We start from the raw sequence: 19,005 nt of genomic DNA, 5'->3' as shown, positions 1-19,005 counted from the left end.
GAAAAACCAGAATCAGAAGAAGAGTCTGAATCAGAATCGGATGATGAGACATCAGAAACAGATGAATCTGAGGAATCAGAAGAAGAATCAGAGGGTGAGACTGAAGAGTCTAAAGACGAAGCTGAAGATTCTAAAGAAGATACTTCAAAAGACGAAGAAGCATCAGAAGAACCTGAAGCGGATGAGAAAACATCAAAAGCATCAGCTGAAAGAACTTCAGAAAAACCAGAATCAGAAGAAGAGTCTGAATCAGAATCGGATGATGAGACATCAGAAACAGATGAATCTGAGGAATCAGAAGAAGAATCAGAGGGTGAGACTGAAGAGTCTAAAGACGAAGCTGAAGATTCTAAAGAAGATACTTCAAAAGACGAAGAAGCATCAGAAGAACCTGAAGCGGATGAGAAAACATCAAAAGCATCAGCTGAAAGAACTTCAGAAAAACCAGAATCAGAAGAAGAGTCTGAATCAAAATCAGATGATGAGACATCAGAAGCAGATGAATCTGATCAATCAGAAGAAGAATCAGACGATGAGGCTGAAGAGTCCAAAAAACAAGCTGAAGATTCTAAAGTTGATGACACTTCTGACGATAAAGATGAAGCTTCAGATGAGAAAAAAGAATCCGAAGAAGATAGTAAATCAGACGATGAGGAATCCGAAGACGAAGCAGAGGAAGATTCAACTGAATCAGATGAGTCTAATTCGAAAACAAAACAGCCTAAGAAATCTACATCAAAGAAAAAAGCTGATAATTCTAAACCAGATAATCAATCTGACGAAGATGATGAAAGCGAAAAAAATGATAGTAAAGAAAAGGCAACGGGGGAATCTAAAAACTCAAAGATGCCAACTGAACCTGAACAAACTAAAGATGAAGACAACGAGGAAGAGAAGGGTTCAAAAGAAAAAGACACTCAATTCAACCAAGTTGCCAGAGCAAAACTCAAAGGCTTGAAAACATCAACGGCAAGCCTGTTCAAAAAGGATGATAGTGATGACGAACAATCAGAAGAAATTGAAGAAAATGAAAGACAAGAAACTAAAACAAATCAACAAGATGAAAAAGAACCTGAAGAAAAACTTCAAGAAGAACAAGAAGAAACCTCTTCTAGGCAAAAAGAAAAAACACAGACCACTAAGAAGCAAGAAGAAACGTCTGAAGAAAAAGCTGGAACGTGGATAGAAAGTCATGATGACACAGGTGACAGATAATTAAACGAGAGGAATGATATAATGAGTAACAAACAAACATCTAAAGATGATATTCTTGAATCATTTGTAAAAGCCGCAAACGAAGACGACTTTACTCTAGATATTTCGTTATTAGTCGACGGTGCCATTGTGACTGGTACATTGATTTCAGCGAAAGAATACTTTAAAACATTAAGCAAATCATTTAAAGGCGGCAATGCAACGTCTAAACAATTTAGCGAAGACTTAGATGAAGCTGGTGACTATGCCGCTGAAAGTGATAACGATGAAATCAATTATATTCACTTAAAAGATACAAGTATCTTTATCAGTGAGAATAAACCTACACCTTCAAGTGGTAAGTTGATTTGGAGAGGTAAATTAAGCGAAGTAAACAGTTTCTTTTTAGGGAAAATTAAAAGTAATTAAAACTTAATATAAGCACTGAATAAATAGTGTGATATAAAACAAGGGACCGTACTTATCAGCTGAAAGTACGGTCCTTTCTATTGTTGTAAGCTATTTCTGTTTTACTTACAGGACTCCATTGTTATGTGTACAACTTGTAAAAAGAGCTTTTAATTTGTGTAATACTTTTAATAATATCAAACATTGAGTGACATGTATGTGACAGTTTTATATAATAATGTCAAGGAGTTGGTGACAGTGAAAGTAAAATACATCGACAAACGTCACTGGCGTCGTCTGATTGAAAGAGATTATACTGAAGTTAAGGTGAATAATAATAAATTCAAAGGAATCATTGGCTTAATCACAATGAAGAAAGTAAAGGAACCTTTAAAAGTTTCTGTCGTCGGTAAAACCATGATAGTCGCAGATGATAACTATCAATGGCTTCAAATTGTACCGGATAAGAAACGTTACAGTATAACAGTGATGCTAGATGAAAAAGGCAACCCACTTGAATATTATTTCGATATCAATATTAAAAATATCACGCAAAAAGGTAAAGCACGCACAGTAGATTTATGCTTAGATGTTATTGTATTGCCTAATGGAGAATATGAGTTGGTTGACGAGGATGATTTATTACGAGCATTAGAAACAAAACAAATTTCGAAGAAACAATATCACGAAGCATACATCATTGCACATCAGTTAATGATGAAGATTGATCATGATTTTCCAAGTATGCAAGAAAATATCATGTATTGCTATAATAAGATTAAACATAAGTATTTAAACGATAAACATACGACGCATCATCACCGAGGATAACAGTCAGGAGAACCCAGCATACAGTGTGAAAGAGTGTTTGTATGAAAGGTACCATGCTGTCGCTGTCATAAGACTGCCGCATGGTTTTTATTTCATAGTAGAAAAGGATTGAAGGAAGTAGGAGGATAAAACGTGAAGATTGAGGATTACCGTTTGTTAATCACGTTGGATGAAACACGTACATTGCGTAAAGCAGCTGAAATTCTTTATATTTCTCAACCTGCTGTAACACAACGATTAAAGGCCATAGAAAGTGCCTTCGGCGTTGATATTTTTATTCGTACTAAGAAGCAGTTGATCACTACAACTGAAGGTGCGATGGTTATTGAACATGCGCGCGACATGTTGAAGCGCGAGCGTTTATTTTTTGATAAGATGCAAGCACATATGGGCGAAGTAAATGGCACTATCTCTATAGGGTGCTCTTCTTTAATCGGCCAAACTTTATTACCCCAAATACTTAGTCACTATAACGATCAATACCCCAATGTTGAAATTCAAGTAAAAGTAGGTTCTACTGATCATATAAAAGCGCATCATCGTGATTATCACGTGATGATTATCCGTGGAAGCAAGATTTTGAATTTGAACAATCAGCATTTGTTTAATGATAAACATTATTTTATTTATCCTAAGGGTCAAAGAGATAAAGCACCAGAACTGCCGTTTATTGAGTTTCAAGCTGATCCGATTTATATTAACCAGATTAAAGAATGGTATGGTCGTAATTTAGGACGTGATTATCATGCGATGATATCCGTAGACCAAGTTGCGACTTGTAAAGAAATGTTAGTCGGCGGTGTAGGTGTAACTGTATTACCAGAAATTATGGTAAAAGATTTAGACACAGAACGTTTTGACTTTGAGCAAGTTGATATAGAAACACATCCGTTAGTGCGTTCAACCTATCTAAGTTACGATTCTAGTATGTTGCAATTGCCACAAGTGGAATCATTTGTAGAATTAGTCGTAAATGATATTGCGAAAGCTCCGCAGAATTAACTGATGTGTAAATAAGACATCCTAGCTAGGGTGTCTTTTTCTCTTGTGTGAAGATTTCTATATAGAAACGCCGCTTTTTGAAATTATATGCTGTTTTAATGGAAATCTTTGTACATCTATTCCAAAAGGTAAGAAAATTGATTAAACTAGAGATTATCTAAATAAGTTTTAAGAGAGGTTAGACTATGTTTGCAGCGTTACTGCACATTAAAAATTATAAATTATTCGTAGTTAATATGATGCTGGTCGGTATGGGGATTGCGATTACGATTCCTTATCTTGTTTTATTTGCGACAAATGAACTTGGTATGACAACTACTCAGTTCGGTGTCTTATTAGCACTAGCCGCAATCAGTCAGTTTACTGTTAATACCATTGTGGCACGTTTTTCTGACAGAGGGAATGTAAACCGTAAAGTCTTAATTATCGGTGCGCTGTTTATGGGCGCAATGAGTTTCGGTATTTACTTCTATGTTCATACAATCTGGCTGTATATTGCGTTATATGCTTTGTTCCAAGGTTTGTTCGCACCTGCAATGCCTCAACTTTATGCTTCAGCTCGTGAATCTATTAATGCATCCTCTTCACGCGGTCGTGCAAAATTTGCTAATACAGTATTACGTTCTATGTTCTCGTTCGGATTCTTATTTGGTCCGTTAATCGGAGCTTTGTTAAATAAAAGTATGGGCTATGCCGGTTTGTTCGGCGGTACAGTAGTTATTTTATTATTTACACTGTTACTTCAAGTCTTCTTCTTTAAAGAAGTGAAAACAAATCGCCCAATTGAAGAAGGGACACATATCGAGCGTAAAGCCCCAAGTATGTTGACACACAAGAAGTTAATCGTACCATTTGTTGCATTTATCTTACTCCATATTGGACAGTGGATGTACACGCTTAATATGCCTCTATTTGTGACGAATTATCTTCATGAGAGTGAAGACTATGTCGGAGTGCTTGCGAGCTTGTGTGCAGGCTTAGAAGTGCCATTTATGATTATCCTAGGTGTTTTGTCTGCGAAACTTGAAACAAGAACCTTATTGATATTCGGCGTCTTGTTTGGTGCACTCTTCTTCTTCAGTATCGGAGTGTTTGATAACATTTATATGATGATGCTTGGGCAAGTCTTTTTAGCAATGTTTTTAGCGGTATTATTAGGGATTGGTATCAGTTACTTCCAAGACATCCTGCCTGATTTCCCGGGTTATTCTTCAACACTCTTTGCGAATGCGCTTGTAATAGGTCAATTATGTGGGAATTTACTTGGCGGTGTGATGAGTCAAATCGTAGGATTAGGGAATGTATTCTATGTATCCGCTGCTTCTTTAGCATTAGGAATGATTTTAATCTTCTTTACGAAAGAGCAGAAATTTATTGAATAAGAAAGAGGTTTACCATGCTAGCAACAATTTTATGGCTATTGATTATTGCGTGTTTCGTTACCGCATTTATTGGTTTGATTAAACCTGTTATCCCATCAATGCCAATGATGTGGATTGGATTTTTAATTTATCAAATCGGTTTTCATAACGGAAAATTATCTTGGGTCTTTTATATCTCAATGATTATTTTAACAATCTTTATTTTTGTGGCTGATCTGATGATGAGCCAATACTTCACTAGACGCTTTGGCGGTTCTAAAGCAGGGGAAATCACAGCTTTAATCGGTGTGATTGTCGGTTGTTTTGTTTTCCCACCATTCGGTATTATTTTAGTTCCGTTAATCGCAGTGTTTATTGTAGAAATGGTATTAAGACGTGACCCAATGACTGCACTTAAAGCCAGTTTTGGTTCAGTTGTCGGCTTTTTAGCAAGCACTGCAGCTCAAGCCATGGTCATGATCATTATGGTCATTTGGTTCTTCTTAGCAATTTTAATTAACTAAATTATTGAGAAATAGTGCAAACACTAACAGCCTCAAAAGCAAAGATAATCTTGCTTTTGAGGCTGTTTTTTAATTTATCATAAATAAGTATTGCTGTTTTTCTTCACAAAATGATGGTCGACATAAAACGCAATTGGCGTGATGATGAATGAGACAATAATAAATGTCCAATTACCAATATGGATGGACGGACCAAATGTAAGGTAAGATTGCGGGATATATAAGACATAAAATAACAGCGCAATTAAGCCGAAAATAACCGCATAAGTTAAAAGCCAAACCCAGTTAGACTTATTGAAAGCTTGTATTTGTACCGTTTTAAAAATCCACCATACGAATAAAAAGATGATAAATAATCCCATTAAAACGATGATTGGGAATGTGAAATAATAGATAGGTTTTTCACCTATGAAGAAGCCTATAAATCCTTTAAAGAACGCAAAAATACCAAGTAAAAACAAAATGTGATGCCAAATATATTTGAAAATATTTTGTACCGTTTCGTTTTTTAGTTTTTTAATCGTTTCTTTCGCATGCGCACGAGGATTATGATCAAAGAAATCCATGGCTAACATACCCTGGTTTTCTGATTTTAGCAGTTCTTTTAAAATACGATTCAACATTAATTCAGAATCATGAGGGTTGACGCGTAAATCAGCACGAATATAAGTCATATAGCTTTCGAAAATTTCGCGGTCTGTATTATTAAGATGCAACGCTTTTACGTTATTTTCGCGCATCAATTGTTCTGTAGATTTAGCCATTGCTTTTGCCCTCCGATTCATATTATACAATCAAGCATATTATGACTAAATTGCGCGCATAAATCAATGATTGAAGCAATATCTCGCTTTCTTTTTTTAGTGTATGCGTGGAAACTATGAGCGAAGCCGGATACATGGTAAAATATACATAGCAAATTGACGTTACATAGGCGTTGGATTCATGGTAAAAGGAGTTAAAGATACATGAAAAAAGTGATGATGGTGCTGTTAGCTTCAACTTTAATGTTAAGTGCTTGCGGTAAAAGTGACGAGAAGACAGCGCTTGAGAATGATATCAAACAACTAGAGAAAGAAAATAAACAGTTGAAAGATAAAAAAGAGAAGTTGGAAAAAGAACAAAAATCAGTGAAAGAACGTGTAGATAAGTTAGAAGATGAAGTGAAAGATAAAGTTGCGACAGAAAGAGCAAAACAACAATCTGAAGCAGAAGACAAAGCTAAAAAAGAACAAGAAGCTAAAGATAAAAAGGAAAAAGCAGCAAAAACGTCATCTAACACAACAAAAGAAAGTGATCAAAAATCACACACACCGCATTCTGACAAGAAAGAAAACAAACCGTCTTAAGCGTTTGTTTGAAAAGTCAGAAGGGTATTAAATAGGTAATGGATAAACGAACTAAAGGAGTCGATTGAATCATGTACGAACAACAATTTTTTGAATTAGAAGGTAATAAGATGACTTTAAGAGAAGTCGGCAAAGCCATCGAAAAAATTACAGGCTACCAACATGATGCGCCTTCAGCACAAGTAAGACGCAGAGTTGCGCAAAAGCCTAATTTTGAATCAGATACAGATACATTTGAAGCAACTTATAAATTAAGTCATTTAGGCGATTTTGTTGACGTAGTATTTACAGCACCTAAAAGCGAACGTGATCGTTTACAAGAAGTGCCTGTAACTGTTCAATTAATCAGTTATAATACGCGTTCTGAATTTCCTCAAGCATAATCGCAACTATAAGTAATTTCGACAATCTTATAAAGTATACAAAAAGGCGCTTATAAGTGAAGTCATATCGCTTTGCATTACTATCATGATTAGAGAACACTTTACTAAAGTGCTTTTTTGTATATCGATTTTTTAGATAGAGCACAAGAGATTGAATGGGTGTACGAGGTGGAATCAAATGAGTGTATATTTGGAAACACAACGTTTAAAGTTAAGAGATTGGGAAGATAAAGATTTATTGCCATTTCAAAAAATGAATGCGAATCGACAAGTTCGCAGATTCTTCCCAAGTATATTAAGCTATCGCCGTTCTGAATTGGATATGCAGGCGATGCAGAAACAACTGAAACAATCAGGCATTGGTTTATTTGCGGTAGAATTGAAAGAAAGCGGAGAATGGATTGGCTTTATCGGATTGAATTATCTCCCTAAACGCAGTCAGTATCCATTTAAAGATCTGCCTTTCTTTGAAATTGGATGGCGTTTGATACCTGAGGTTTGGGACAATGGTATCGCAACAGAAGGGGCAAAAGCAGTGCTTGAATATGCCAAAGAAAAAGGTATCGAAGAAGTTTATAGTCTGACAGCCAAAACAAATATGGCTTCAAGAAGAGTGATGGAAAAAATCGGTATGACATATTTAGAGGACTATGAATTACCGAATGTGTCAGCAGCACATCCATTAAAAACACAAGTCAGATATTATAAAAAGCTGAATGAATAAAGCGAGAAACTCAAGGTGACGTTTCTCGCTTTTTGTTTGGAATGAACATAGAGTATGTTATTTAATTTAGAAGTGTTAATCATAAGTACGTGTACCGACAGAACGATAGTGTTCTAAACCGTCGAATAAATCATCTAAGTTATCATAAAGCGGAGCTAAGCCGCGATATTTATCATCAATAAAACCAGCTTCAATCATAGATTCAATGAGTTGTTGAAGCGGTTCGAAAAAATTGTTGATATTAAAAACTGCCATCGGTTTATCGTGGATACCGATTTGTGCCCAACTATATGTTTCAAAGAACTCTTCAAGTGAACCAGCGCCGCCAGGTGCTAAGATAAATGCATCGGCTAATTCACTCATTTTGGCTTTGCGACCATGAAGTGAATCTACTAACACTAAATCTGTTAAGCGTTGACTCGTAATTTCTTTATCATCTAAGCTTTTCGGCATCACACCAATCGCTTCTCCACCGTTATCTAAGACGCCATTAGAAATTGCGCCCATTACACCGACAGAGCCGGCACCGTAGACTAAAGTATAACCATTTTCTGCCATGTATTTACCTAAAGCATAGCCTTGCTCCATATAAACTTTATCTTTCCCTCTGCTTGCGCCGCAAAATACTGCAATACGTTTTAATTTACTCATAAATGTCATCTCCTAAGAAGAAATCTGATTGATTACACGTTTAAATGCTTGCTCAAAATGATTGCGTGTCTCTTCTGAGAACTTTTTCGGACCTTTATGACGTCCGCCTTGACGTCTGGTTTGTGCATTCAAATAACGTTGTTCGAGTAAGGAATTAATATTCTTATCACTATATAGCATACCATTATGATGCATCACGTACTGTATTTTATTAATCAATAGGTTAGCTAAACCATAATCTTGTGTGACTACAATGTCATTTGGCTTGGCTAATTGAACAATTTTATAATCCACTTGATCAGGACCATCATCGACGTAAACGACACGAACATGGTCAGGATAATCTCGCATTGAAAAGTGTGCATAACTACGTACCAACACAACAAAAATGCCTGTCCCTTCAGTCAATTGAATAATTGAATCTGTAACGGGACAAGCATCACCATCAATAATGACTTGTGTCATTTAGAGATTCGGCTTATTTTCATGTTTTTGAATCTCTGCGATGCGTTCTTCTTCGTTGGCACGTCTAGCTTCTTCTTCAGCTTTTAAACGTTGTTCAATGCGATCTTCTAAAATACGGTTCATGTCATAAGCTTCATCTTTATTTTCTTGTTCAAGTTCTTCACCTTTATTGTGAAGTTGTTTGTCAGATTGACCGCCTGGTACAAGTCCGACTTTTTTCTCGTATTTCTGAGCGTCTTTTAATTCTTTCACGAGACGTTTACGAGTTGCTTCTGAATCTTTATCTTCTTTTTTATGGCGTTTTTCAATGTTTTTCTCTAATTTCTTCGCCATTTTTTCAGCTTCTTTAGCGTTTTGTTTTTCTAATTTGTCACCTTTAGCTTTGATGCGTTCTGGGTCATTGGCTTTCGCTTCTTTTTTAGCTTGGCGTTTTTCTTCGATTTCTTGTTTCTTCTCGCTTACATATTGTTTAAGGTCAGAAGATTTATTAGAAACCGCTGACGCAGCTTTAGAAGATTTATCTGATACACCGCTCGCAAATTGTGAAGACTTGTCAGAAACACTTTGTCTTAAACCTGCGGTTTTATCATTCAATTTTTGTACATCAGGATGATCTTTGATGCGTTTTCTTTCCACAATTAAAGGTACAAGAATGATAGGTAATACCGTTAACAATGTTCTAATTAATCGTTTCTTCTCCATTTGAATGGCCTCCATTTATTAGTATATAACATTTAAATACCCCGACTGATTAGGGGATAAACGAATACCCTTGTATCATACATAACTTTTTCCATCGATTAAAGCATCAGTAATTGAAGGTATGAAAAAAACCAGCATTGAAATTCAATGCTGGCGAGTGTATCAATTAAATGCCTTTTCCGATTCCGAATCCGAAATAAAGGATTGCGATAAAGATAACTAAAATAATACGGTAAATCGCAAAAGGTACCAATTTAATACGGTTAATTAAGTTTAAGAATAAGCGGATAGATAATAATCCGAATAAGAATGCGGCAATAAAGCCGATTAAGTAAAACGGAATGTGATTTAAATGAATATATTCCATATGTTTTACCAATGATAAACCACTTGCGGCTAACATAACTGGTACAGCCATAATAAATGTGAAGTCAGAGGCAGCTTTATAGTTTAATTTCATTAATACCCCAGTTGAAATTGTTGAGCCGCTTCGACTGAACCCTGGCCACATCGCAACCGCTTGTGATAAACCAATAATAAATGCTTGAACATAAGTAATTTGATCAAGATGCTCACGGTGTGCATAACGACGGCTGAACTTTTGTGCGAAAATCATATAGAACGCACCTAATAAAAGTCCAATCATAACAGTCGGCACACTGAATAAGTATGTTTCGATTAAATCATCGAATAATAAACCTAAAACACCAGCAGGAATCATCCCTACTAAAACGTGCCAAATCGTTAGACGTTTGTGTTTAGATTGAGCCGTTCTGCTTAAAGTTTCTCCTTCAGTATGTTCCGTAGATGGTGCAGTATGTTTATACTTTCCAAGGCGGAACATTTCAAAATAACGGTTTCTAAATACCCACGCTGCCGCAAATACAGAACCTAACTGTATGACGATCTTAAAGGTGAATGCGGATTCTGATCCTAAGAAGCTCGTCGATTTCAGCCAGATGTCGTCTACAAGAATCATATGTCCTGTTGAGGATACAGGCGCAAATTCTGTCAAACCTTCGACAATCCCCAAAATCAGCGCTTTGAGTAATTCTAACAATAACATAGTGTACCTTCCTTATTTCAAAATATATTTTGTATGAATGTATGTAAATACCAGTTGAAACAACTTTTATGATAGCACATAAAAAAATCTTTGTGCTACTAATTCTCGTAGTAAATTGAAAGATAAGACTTAAGATGTAGGTCTTTCAAAAATTATGACAAAACTTTGAAGGTTAATTTCTTATTTGAAATTAATTTTGAGTCGAATAAATTGAAAATTCTACTTATATGTTTTAAGTTGAAGATAAGACATTTTTGACACAAATGACTATTAAGGACATAAGACGTCCTGATATCTATTAATTAAAGATGAAACGATAGTAAAGTGGGTGGGACAAGTATGCATGACATACATACGTGTTCCACCTTTATTGTGTCAAAATTAATCGATGCCTGATTAAATAAAAAGGGTGAAAAAAGATGAAACATTTAATGCGTTACGCACTGAAATACAAGCAATACCCCATCGTCATGGGTATCATTTGTGCACTATTAGCTGTGATTGTAGTCGTACAAAATGTGACCATTGCGAAAGTGTTAGATAAAATGCTGATTCAGAATTCGCATCATTACCATATTTCAACGTTATTGATGATTTTATTGGCCGCTTTATTATTACGTGCAGTATTGAATATGTCCAATCAATGGATGGGGACAGAACTCGCATATAAAGTGAAAGGCACACTGCGTCGTCGTATGGTAGATCATCACACGAAACAACCTGTCGGTGCTCAAATGAGTGTGATGACTGAAAGTATTGATGGAATTACGCCATTTTATCAAGATTACTTACCTCAAGTGTTTAAAGCAGTACTTGTACCTGTAGTGATTATTATTGCGATGTGTTTTATTCATTTGAATACTGCGATTATTATGATGGTGACAGCACCTTTTATTCCTGTGTTCTATATCATTTTCGGATTAAAAACACGTGATGAATCTAAGGAACAAATGACTTATTTAACACAATTCAGCCAGCGCTTCTTAAACTTAGCGCAAGGCTTAGTCACTTTAAAATTATTCAACCGTTCTAAACAAGCTGAACAAGCTATTTATCAAGAAAGCACACGCTTTAGAGATTTAACAATGAATATTTTACGCAGCGCCTTTTTATCTGGGTTGCTATTGGAATTTATCAGTTTGTTAGGTATTGGCTTAGTTGCGCTAGAAGCAGGGCTTGGTTTGGTGCTCTTTCATAATCTTACTTTCGAAACAGCTGCGATTGCGATTATTTTAGCACCAGAGTTCTACAACTCTATTAAAGACCTTGGCCAAGCATTCCATATTGGTAAACAAAGTGAAGGAGCAGCAGATGTCGTATTCGATGCGCTTGATCAAGAAATGGATAACGCTACTTTAACCAAACAACACGTCAATCCTAAACAAGAGGCGTTGATTCAGTTGGAACATGTATCTTATCGTTATCCAGAAGCAGATAGAGCAGCAGTTAAAGATGTGAGCTTTAATATTTATGAAGGTGAACAGATTGCCTTAGTCGGTCCAAGCGGTGCAGGGAAGACGACACTTTCTGAATTGATTTTACAGCACAGACAACCGACAGCTGGCTATGTTTCTTTTCAATTCGAACACTTAAAAATGGGTGTGTTAAGTCAACAACCTTATATTTTCAATGCGACAATTAAAGAAAATGTCTCAATGTTTGAAGCGGTTGAGGATGAAAAGGTGATTGAGGTGTTAGCAGCGGTTGGTTTAATGGAAAAAATCAATCAATTGCCTCAAGGTATTGAAACGTATATCGGAGAAGGCGGCGAGATGTTATCAGGCGGGCAAATGCGACGTATTGAATTATCGCGTGTATTGTTAGCACAACCAGAATTGGTTGTTTTTGATGAGCCAGCCACAGGTTTAGATGTTTGGACAGAGCGTACGATTCAAGAAGCACTGAATACTTATTTTAAAGAAAGTACCGTTATTATGATTGCACACCGTGAAAGTACAATTCGTATGGCACAACGTCGTATTTATATGGAAGGTGGCCATATGATTACAGATGATCAAGTCATTTCCACGCAAAGAGCCAAAGGACGTGATAGACAATGAAACGACGCGGCATTCAATTTAAGTTAGATAAAGATTTAGCTTTAGCGATATTGTTTGGAGTCATCGGTAGTTTAGTCGCAATCGGTATGTTCTTTTTAAGTGGTTTAATGATTGCGCAAGCTGCGAAAAATGTACCGTTATATGGTTTGATTGTCTTAGTGGTCAGCGTGAAAATGTTTGGGATTATCCGTGCGATTATGCGTTATTTTGAACGTTTATACTCACATCGAACAACTTTCACGATGTTAAGAGACGTCAGAACACAATTCTTCAAAGGCTTGATTCAAGTTGTACCGGATATTTATCGTAAATTTAAATCCAGTGATTTGATTGCACGAATGGTATCACGCGTAGAAGCGTTACAGAATATTTATTTACGCGTTTATTATCCGCCTGTGGTTATTGGTATCACGGCAGCTATTACGATATTAACCTTGTGGTTCTTTTCTTGGATGCATGCCGTCTTATTATTAGTCAGTATGTTAATTTCATTAGGTGTCTTACCTTGGATTTCTGCGAAGCGTGCACAATTATTGAACGCACGAGCAGCTCAAGATGAATCATCATTTTTAAGCCGCTTCTACGACTATAAAGAAGGCTATGAAGAACTAGCACGATTCAAACAATTAAAACCCTATCATCAATCTGTACTTAAGGCACTCTCTAAATACAGCCATCAACAACGTAATGAACAACGTTTCTTAACGCTTTATGAATTTATGTTAGATTTAGTTTCTATGTTGGCCTTGTTCTTTTGTGTTTGGTTAGGTGTCATACAAGTTCAAAATGGACAATTAGATGTCATCTATTTAACAAGTATTGTATTGATGTTGTTGACGTTATTTGAACAAGCAGTAACGATGAGTAATGTGGCTTACTTTAAAGCAGATACAGACCAAGCATTAGTAGAAATTGAAGAGGTCTTGCAAGAAGTGCCAGAAACACCTGAAAGTTCAAAACAAGTGAATAATACGCAGATACTAGCAGTTGACGATGTGACTTTCCAATATGAACATCAAGTTACAAAGGTATTAGAACACATTCAATTAGATATCCAGCCTGGTGAAAAGCTTGCGATTATCGGACCTTCAGGTTCAGGTAAGAGTACTTTACTGCAAGTGCTGGCTGGTTTATATCAAACAACACAAGGTTCTGTTACTTATCAAGGTCAATCAGTATATGAGATGTCTGAAGCGTCTAAAGCAGAAACGTTTAATGTCTTATTGCAGCACCAGCAACTCTTTGATGGTACAGTGCGTGATAATTTATTATCAGATTACAGCGATAATGAAATGCGTGCTGTCTTAGATGACTTAGGTTTAGCGTATATTGATTTAGACTATGAAATTACCATGAGTGGGGAAGGACTATCAGGTGGAGAATTGCAGCGGATTTGTCTTGCGAGATTATTCTTAAGAACAGCACCTGTTTGGCTGATAGACGAACCGACACGTGCATTAGATTGGCATAATAGCCATCATGTGATGCAACGTCTCTTTACCGAAAGTGAGACGCTTATTGTCGCAACGCATGATTTAGAATTGTTACCGCAATTTGATCGCATTATCGTCATGATTGAAGGTCAAATTATTGAAAGTGGCACTTATGACAGTTTGCTTCAACAACATGGTGCACTTTATGACATGGTGACTTTAAACCGATAAGACTATGTATTTACTCAAAAGATAAGCACACTGAATCCAACGCTGAGAAGTAAAATGAAGAAATAGAAAAAGCGGTTGAGACCTCTATAACAGAAGTCTCAACCGCTTTGTTTTTGCTTTATTTAAAAGTGAAAAAACTAAAAATGCAAGTTATCACTCTAATTTTAATGGCATTCGAAATTATGAGTTTTGCTTAGTTAAAGAATCAATCAGTTTATCTAATAAACGATTCAATTCTTTTTCTTCTTTTTTGTTTAATCCTGAGATATCGCCTAAGTGGTTACAAGCACCGCCTAAATCTTCTTCAATCGCTTCGCTCTTTTCAGTTAAGTGAACAAACACTTCACGTTGATCGACTTCAGAACGCTCTCTTTTGATTAAATCTACTTGTTCCATTCTTTTTAAAAGTGGGGATACTGTACCAGTATCTAATGCAAGTTCAGTAACGACTTTCTTCACATTAACTGGTGATTCTTCCCATAAAATTGTTAATACTAAAAACTGCGGGTAAGTTAATTTGTACTTCTTAAAAACGTTATTTGAATAGTAGCGATTTACTTGTCTTTGAGCGTTGTACAAACTAAAGCATAAACGTCCGCCTAAATTAAGTTTTTCAGTCATAAGTTCTCCTCCAGACATTCTATCCGTTATATTTTTCTGTGTACCGGAATTCGTTCCGTCTTGTTGTGAAAGTTTGAGCAGTGACAAAAATGGAAATTTTATCTATTTTGTCGACTCCTCACAAGCCATGTTAAAATTAAAGCATGCATTGATTTTAGAAGATATCTTGCATTAAATCAAGTTGTAACATAATATAATATGTCCATTAATGATTGTACCATTAAGTCCTTTAGAAATGAGTGTTAAAAATGGAACGAAATAATAATAGTAAATTATCTATTTGTATTGTAACAGGTTTTCTAGGAAGCGGTAAAACGTCTTTCCTTAAATATTATACTGAGCAATTATTAAAAAGAGATGAGAAAATCACTGTAATTATGAACGAATTTGGTGATTTCGATGTCGATAGTAAAATTTTAGGAGATAAAGTTCAAACGATTTCCTTGCAGAACGGATGTGTCTGTTGTGATTTACAACAAGACCTTATCGCGCAACTATCAGCAATAATCAATCAAAATCAGTCACAATTCGTCATTATTGAAGCCACAGGGATTGCACATCCACTTCAACTCATCCAAGCTTGCTATGATCCATTGCTTACTGACTATGTGAATCCGCCGCTTGTGGTCGGTTTAGTTGACGCACCTAGATTTTTACATCGTGCGGATTATTCTGAATCAACGCAAGCATTGATGGAAGAACAGCTTGCAGTCAGTCAAACGCTGATTGTCAATAAGACAGATTTAATCAGCCAAGATGAGCAGCAAGTGCTGATCGAAGCTTTAAAACAAATCAATTCGAATGATGCCATCTATTTTACAACCTATGGTCAAGTCAATATTGATGAATTGCAGGCATTAGAGCCAGTCAATATGAAGCCAAAACACCAACATTTACATCACCATGGTATCAGCTCAATTGCGTATACCTTTACTTCGCCTATAGATAGACAAATGTTTTACCAGTTTATCTTACGTTTGCCAGACAACGTCTATCGTTTGAAAGGTTATGTAAGATTCAGAGATGCACCAGAAACAACGTATTTATTCCAATTCGCCAATGGGCTGCCAGATTACGAGCCGATTCAAGATGAGGTGCAAAATACTATTGTATTGATTGGTGAACAACTCGATAAAGAGCGTTTACGCAATCAATTAGATGCATTGCAGTTCACTTGAAAATTGACGTGCATATCAAGGTAACACTATAATGAATACAACGTTTAATAGTACAAGGAATTTGTAGGGAATACAATACTAAAATATTTTAATCCATTATGCATCCCTACTACACTATAGTGAACCTCATTTTTAAATTTAGCAAGCGCTAACATAAGTTGTAATAAAAATGAAATGAGTGAGAGGGGTAAACACAATGGATCGTGTTAAAATCAATCGTAACGTAACTTATTCAAAGATGATTCAAGGTTTTTGGAGATTAAATGATTGGCAGATGACAACCCAAGACTTAAACCGTTATTTGCACCAGTTAGTCGAATTAGGTGTAACGACAATGGACCATGCAGATATTTATGGTGATTATCGTTGTGAACAGTTATTCGGAGAAGCATTGGCTTTGTCACCTGAACTCAGAGACCAAATTGAATTAGTTTCGAAATGCGGTATTATCTTGCCGACCGATCAATTCGCACAATTTGATGGCCATCGTTACGATTTAAGCAAACAACATATTGTAGAAGCGGTGAACCGTTCATTGCAGAATCTACAAACAGACGTACTTGATACGTTGTTGATTCATCGTCCATCTCCGCTCATGGATCCAAATGAAGTCAGAGATGCGCTTGATGTTTTAGTAGAAGCAGGTAAAATTAAATCATTCGGTGTTTCTAACTTTAATAACACACAGTATGATTTGCTGAACCAAGGTATCAAATCACATAAACTGCATATCGCAGTGAATCAACTAGAAGTTTCACCGTATCATGCAGCACCTATTTATGATGGAACAATTGATCATATGTATCGAGATGACGTTAAGATTATGGCATGGAGTCCGCTTGCAGGCGGTAAATTACTGAATGTAGAAGATGCTAAATCTAAACGTGTCATGTCTATCATCAGCCCACTTGCTTATAAATATAATGTGGCTCCAGCCAGTATTGTCACAGCGTGGTTGGTGAAACATCCAGCTACGATAATGCCAATCATGGGTACAAGTCAAATTGAACGTATGCAAGATGCGGTAAAAGGGTTAGAACTGACTTTAACAGATCAAGAATGGTTTGATATTTATGTTGCAGTCTTAGGTCAAGACATCCCTTGATAAGTGAAATAAAGGAGAATAAGAAATGAATTCAGAAGAACAATCACGTGCGCGCATGCGCTTTGAACGTAACCTTATCGTCTTTCCATATATTATTTTTGCGATTATCGTCTTTTTCTTTGCAACGATTTTTTCAGCACCAACTGTTGTACTGACATTATTCGGTATTTTCTTTATCTATAACGCAGTGTTATTATTCGTTGCGTTTATTAAGCATTACACACGTACGATGATTTTATTATTAGTGTTAACAATCTTCGTCGGTCTCATGTTTACCATCTCAGCAACTGCGCAATTTGCGGGCAGATACTAAGCAATTAAATAAGTAAAATAACTCCCTCTATAAGTGTTTTTCAACACTCTATATAGAGGGAGTTTTGTATTGTCATAAAGAATTCAAAAGAAATGAAAACGTTTTCTTTATTAATAGGACTAGCTTTGATATTCTTAAAGTAAATAAGAATGTATAAAGAAAAATAAATTCGTATTGAGGGGGATTCAAGATGGGGAAAAGAAAAGTCGCAATTATTGGTGCAGGTCATACAGGTGCAACCTTAGCATTTATGTTAGCTGAAAAAACTTTAGCAGATGTGGTGTTATTAGATAAACCTGAAAATGAAAAACCAGCACGCGGCAAAGCGTTGGATATTTCGGAAAGCGGACCGATTTTTAATTTCAACAACAAAATTAAAGGGACATCTGATTATCAAGATATTACTGGTTCAGATATTGTGGTGATCACTGCAGGTGTCGCACGTAAACCTGGAATGAGTCGTGATGATTTGATTCAAATTAATGAATCGGTAATGGCACAAGTGACAGAGGGTATTAAAACTTATGCGCCGGACAGCACGATTATCGTGTTGACGAATCCTGTGGATGCGATGACATATGCAGTATATAAATTGTCAGGTTTCCCTAAAAATCGTGTGTTAGGGCAATCAGGTATTTTAGATACAGCACGTTATCGTACATTTATCGCAGAAGCATTAGATGTTGCGCGTACGGACGTTTCAGGATTAGTACTAGGTGGCCACGGAGATACAATGGTACCGTTATTAAGTACGACTACAGTAGGTGGTGTGCCAATCACTGAACTATTGGAACAAGATAAAATCGATGCGATTGTGGACCGTACGCGTAAAGGCGGAGCTGAAATTGTCGGCTTGCTTGGCAACGGTTCAGCATATTATGCGCCAGCCGCTGCGATTTTTGAAATGGCTGCAGCGATACTTAAAGACGAAAGACGTGTATTACCTGCAATTACGTATTTAGAAGGCGAATATGGCTTTAATGATATTTGTTTAGGTGTTCCGACATTAATCGGTGAAAATGGTGTCGAACAAGTCATTGAAACAAAACTTTCTGATGATGAAAAAGCACAGTTAAAAGCTTCAGCAGATGCGGTAGAAGAAGTAAAAAGTGCTTTAAAATATTCATAAACTATGTGGTAAAGTAAATTATTATATATTGGAACAGGAGACGGACGATTCTAACGCGTTCGTCTCTTTTTTGTACTTTCTCGTTTTATTGTGAAAAAATCTACAAATTTTCGAATAACCCTCTTTTTGTAACCGCATTCTTGTTATAATGGACTTGAAAATGATTAAATATTTCGAAAAATGGTGAACGCATGTATGGGACTGGATAAGCGTACCGTCTTTTCAAATATTTAAAATACGTACTTCTTGAGTACACTAAGCAAATAAGGGAGGAA

General features: G+C 36.2%; 21 protein-coding genes. 15 read left to right on the top strand and 6 right to left on the bottom strand.

Going from position 1 to position 19,005, the window contains the following annotated elements; genetic code table 11:
- The 6 genes from KRR19_RS05345 to KRR19_RS05320 form a co-directional block, all read left to right on the top strand.
- Window positions 1-1,215, top strand: a 1,215-nt coding sequence (locus KRR19_RS05345) for a hypothetical protein (RefSeq protein WP_216733512.1), incomplete at its 5' end; no start/stop codon positions are given.
- A 21-nt stretch (window positions 1,216-1,236) separates the two neighbouring features.
- Window positions 1,237-1,623, top strand: coding sequence for a gas vesicle accessory protein GvpU (gene gvpU / locus KRR19_RS05340; protein WP_002481461.1), 387 nt, complete (start codon window positions 1,237-1,239; stop codon window positions 1,621-1,623).
- 237 nt (window positions 1,624-1,860) lie between these two features.
- A complete protein-coding gene (locus KRR19_RS05335) occupies window positions 1,861-2,433 on the top strand; it encodes a ribonuclease FAU-1 family protein (RefSeq protein ID WP_002481462.1) in 573 nt (190 codons plus the stop codon).
- A 132-nt stretch (window positions 2,434-2,565) separates the two neighbouring features.
- Window positions 2,566-3,435, top strand: a complete 870-nt coding sequence (locus tag KRR19_RS05330; RefSeq protein ID WP_023015426.1) for a LysR family transcriptional regulator — start codon at window positions 2,566-2,568, stop codon at window positions 3,433-3,435.
- Window positions 3,436-3,620: 185 nt separating this feature from the next.
- Window positions 3,621-4,817, top strand: coding sequence for a sugar efflux transporter (locus tag KRR19_RS05325; RefSeq protein ID WP_156666945.1), 1,197 nt, complete (start codon window positions 3,621-3,623; stop codon window positions 4,815-4,817).
- A gap of 14 nt (window positions 4,818-4,831) precedes the next feature.
- A complete protein-coding gene (locus KRR19_RS05320) occupies window positions 4,832-5,320 on the top strand; it encodes a DUF456 domain-containing protein (protein ID WP_002481465.1) in 489 nt (162 codons plus the stop codon).
- Window positions 5,321-5,397: 77 nt separating this feature from the next.
- On the opposite strand, the gene KRR19_RS05315 is transcribed toward KRR19_RS05320, so the two are convergent.
- On the bottom strand, window positions 5,398-6,084 hold the full coding sequence (locus tag KRR19_RS05315) for a DUF1129 family protein (protein ID WP_002481466.1): 687 nt from the start codon (window positions 6,082-6,084) through the stop codon (window positions 5,398-5,400).
- A 204-nt stretch (window positions 6,085-6,288) separates the two neighbouring features.
- On the opposite strand from KRR19_RS05315, the gene KRR19_RS05310 reads away from it, so the two are divergent.
- The 3 genes from KRR19_RS05310 (at window position 6,289) to KRR19_RS05300 (ending at window position 7,776) form a co-directional block, all read left to right on the top strand.
- Complete coding sequence (locus KRR19_RS05310) at window positions 6,289-6,669, top strand: SA0632 family lipoprotein (RefSeq protein WP_002481467.1); 381 nt, start codon at window positions 6,289-6,291, stop codon at window positions 6,667-6,669.
- A gap of 71 nt (window positions 6,670-6,740) precedes the next feature.
- Complete coding sequence (locus tag KRR19_RS05305; protein ID WP_023015425.1) at window positions 6,741-7,052, top strand: hypothetical protein; 312 nt, start codon at window positions 6,741-6,743, stop codon at window positions 7,050-7,052.
- A 178-nt stretch (window positions 7,053-7,230) separates the two neighbouring features.
- A complete protein-coding gene (locus KRR19_RS05300) occupies window positions 7,231-7,776 on the top strand; it encodes a GNAT family N-acetyltransferase (RefSeq protein WP_002481469.1) in 546 nt (181 codons plus the stop codon).
- A 75-nt stretch (window positions 7,777-7,851) separates the two neighbouring features.
- Here KRR19_RS05300 and KRR19_RS05295 read toward each other — a convergent pair whose 3' ends face one another.
- The 4 genes from KRR19_RS05295 to KRR19_RS05280 form a co-directional block, all read right to left on the bottom strand.
- Window positions 7,852-8,427, bottom strand: coding sequence for an LOG family protein (locus tag KRR19_RS05295; RefSeq protein WP_002481470.1), 576 nt, complete (start codon window positions 8,425-8,427; stop codon window positions 7,852-7,854).
- 12 nt (window positions 8,428-8,439) lie between these two features.
- Window positions 8,440-8,892 carry a YaiI/YqxD family protein gene (locus KRR19_RS05290; protein ID WP_002481471.1) on the bottom strand — a complete coding sequence of 151 codons (453 nt, stop codon included), beginning with the start codon at window positions 8,890-8,892 and terminating at the stop codon, window positions 8,440-8,442.
- A complete protein-coding gene (locus KRR19_RS05285; RefSeq protein WP_057510181.1) occupies window positions 8,893-9,594 on the bottom strand; it encodes a hypothetical protein in 702 nt (233 codons plus the stop codon).
- Window positions 9,595-9,760: 166 nt separating this feature from the next.
- On the bottom strand, window positions 9,761-10,660 hold the full coding sequence (locus KRR19_RS05280; protein ID WP_002481473.1) for an undecaprenyl-diphosphate phosphatase: 900 nt from the start codon (window positions 10,658-10,660) through the stop codon (window positions 9,761-9,763).
- Between the two features lie 419 nt (window positions 10,661-11,079).
- On the opposite strand from KRR19_RS05280, the gene KRR19_RS05275 reads away from it, so the two are divergent.
- Together KRR19_RS05275 and cydC are read left to right on the top strand one after the other, a co-directional pair.
- Window positions 11,080-12,720 (top strand): ABC transporter ATP-binding protein/permease, encoded by a 1,641-nt coding sequence (locus KRR19_RS05275; RefSeq protein WP_156666944.1) that lies wholly within the window; start codon window positions 11,080-11,082, stop codon window positions 12,718-12,720.
- A complete protein-coding gene (gene cydC / locus KRR19_RS05270; protein ID WP_156666943.1) occupies window positions 12,717-14,384 on the top strand; it encodes a thiol reductant ABC exporter subunit CydC in 1,668 nt (555 codons plus the stop codon). Before KRR19_RS05275 ends, cydC begins: the two co-directional genes overlap by 4 nt.
- A gap of 180 nt (window positions 14,385-14,564) precedes the next feature.
- Here the strand turns inward: cydC and KRR19_RS05265 are convergent, their stop codons facing one another.
- Window positions 14,565-15,005: a MarR family winged helix-turn-helix transcriptional regulator gene (locus KRR19_RS05265; protein ID WP_023015420.1), complete on the bottom strand. Its 441-nt coding sequence runs from the start codon at window positions 15,003-15,005 to the stop codon at window positions 14,565-14,567.
- A 248-nt stretch (window positions 15,006-15,253) separates the two neighbouring features.
- Between KRR19_RS05265 and KRR19_RS05260 the strand changes: the two genes are divergently transcribed.
- From KRR19_RS05260 to mdh, 4 genes are all read left to right on the top strand, one after another.
- Window positions 15,254-16,183 (top strand): CobW family GTP-binding protein, encoded by a 930-nt coding sequence (locus tag KRR19_RS05260; protein ID WP_023015419.1) that lies wholly within the window; start codon window positions 15,254-15,256, stop codon window positions 16,181-16,183.
- 196 nt (window positions 16,184-16,379) lie between these two features.
- Entirely contained in the window at window positions 16,380-17,288 is a 909-nt protein-coding gene (locus tag KRR19_RS05255) for an aldo/keto reductase (protein WP_070625979.1), read from the top strand.
- 25 nt (window positions 17,289-17,313) lie between these two features.
- Complete coding sequence (locus KRR19_RS05250; protein ID WP_216733511.1) at window positions 17,314-17,601, top strand: hypothetical protein; 288 nt, start codon at window positions 17,314-17,316, stop codon at window positions 17,599-17,601.
- Window positions 17,602-17,791: 190 nt separating this feature from the next.
- On the top strand, window positions 17,792-18,730 hold the full coding sequence (gene mdh, locus KRR19_RS05245; RefSeq protein WP_002481481.1) for a malate dehydrogenase: 939 nt from the start codon (window positions 17,792-17,794) through the stop codon (window positions 18,728-18,730).
- The last annotated feature ends 275 nt before the right edge of the window (window positions 18,731-19,005 follow it).

This window comes from Staphylococcus sp. CWZ226, assembly GCF_018986355.1.
Classification (GTDB): domain Bacteria; phylum Bacillota; class Bacilli; order Staphylococcales; family Staphylococcaceae; genus Staphylococcus; species Staphylococcus simulans.
The sequence above is the reverse complement of the archived record's forward strand: the minus strand, read 5'-3'. Positions and strand labels throughout refer to the sequence as shown.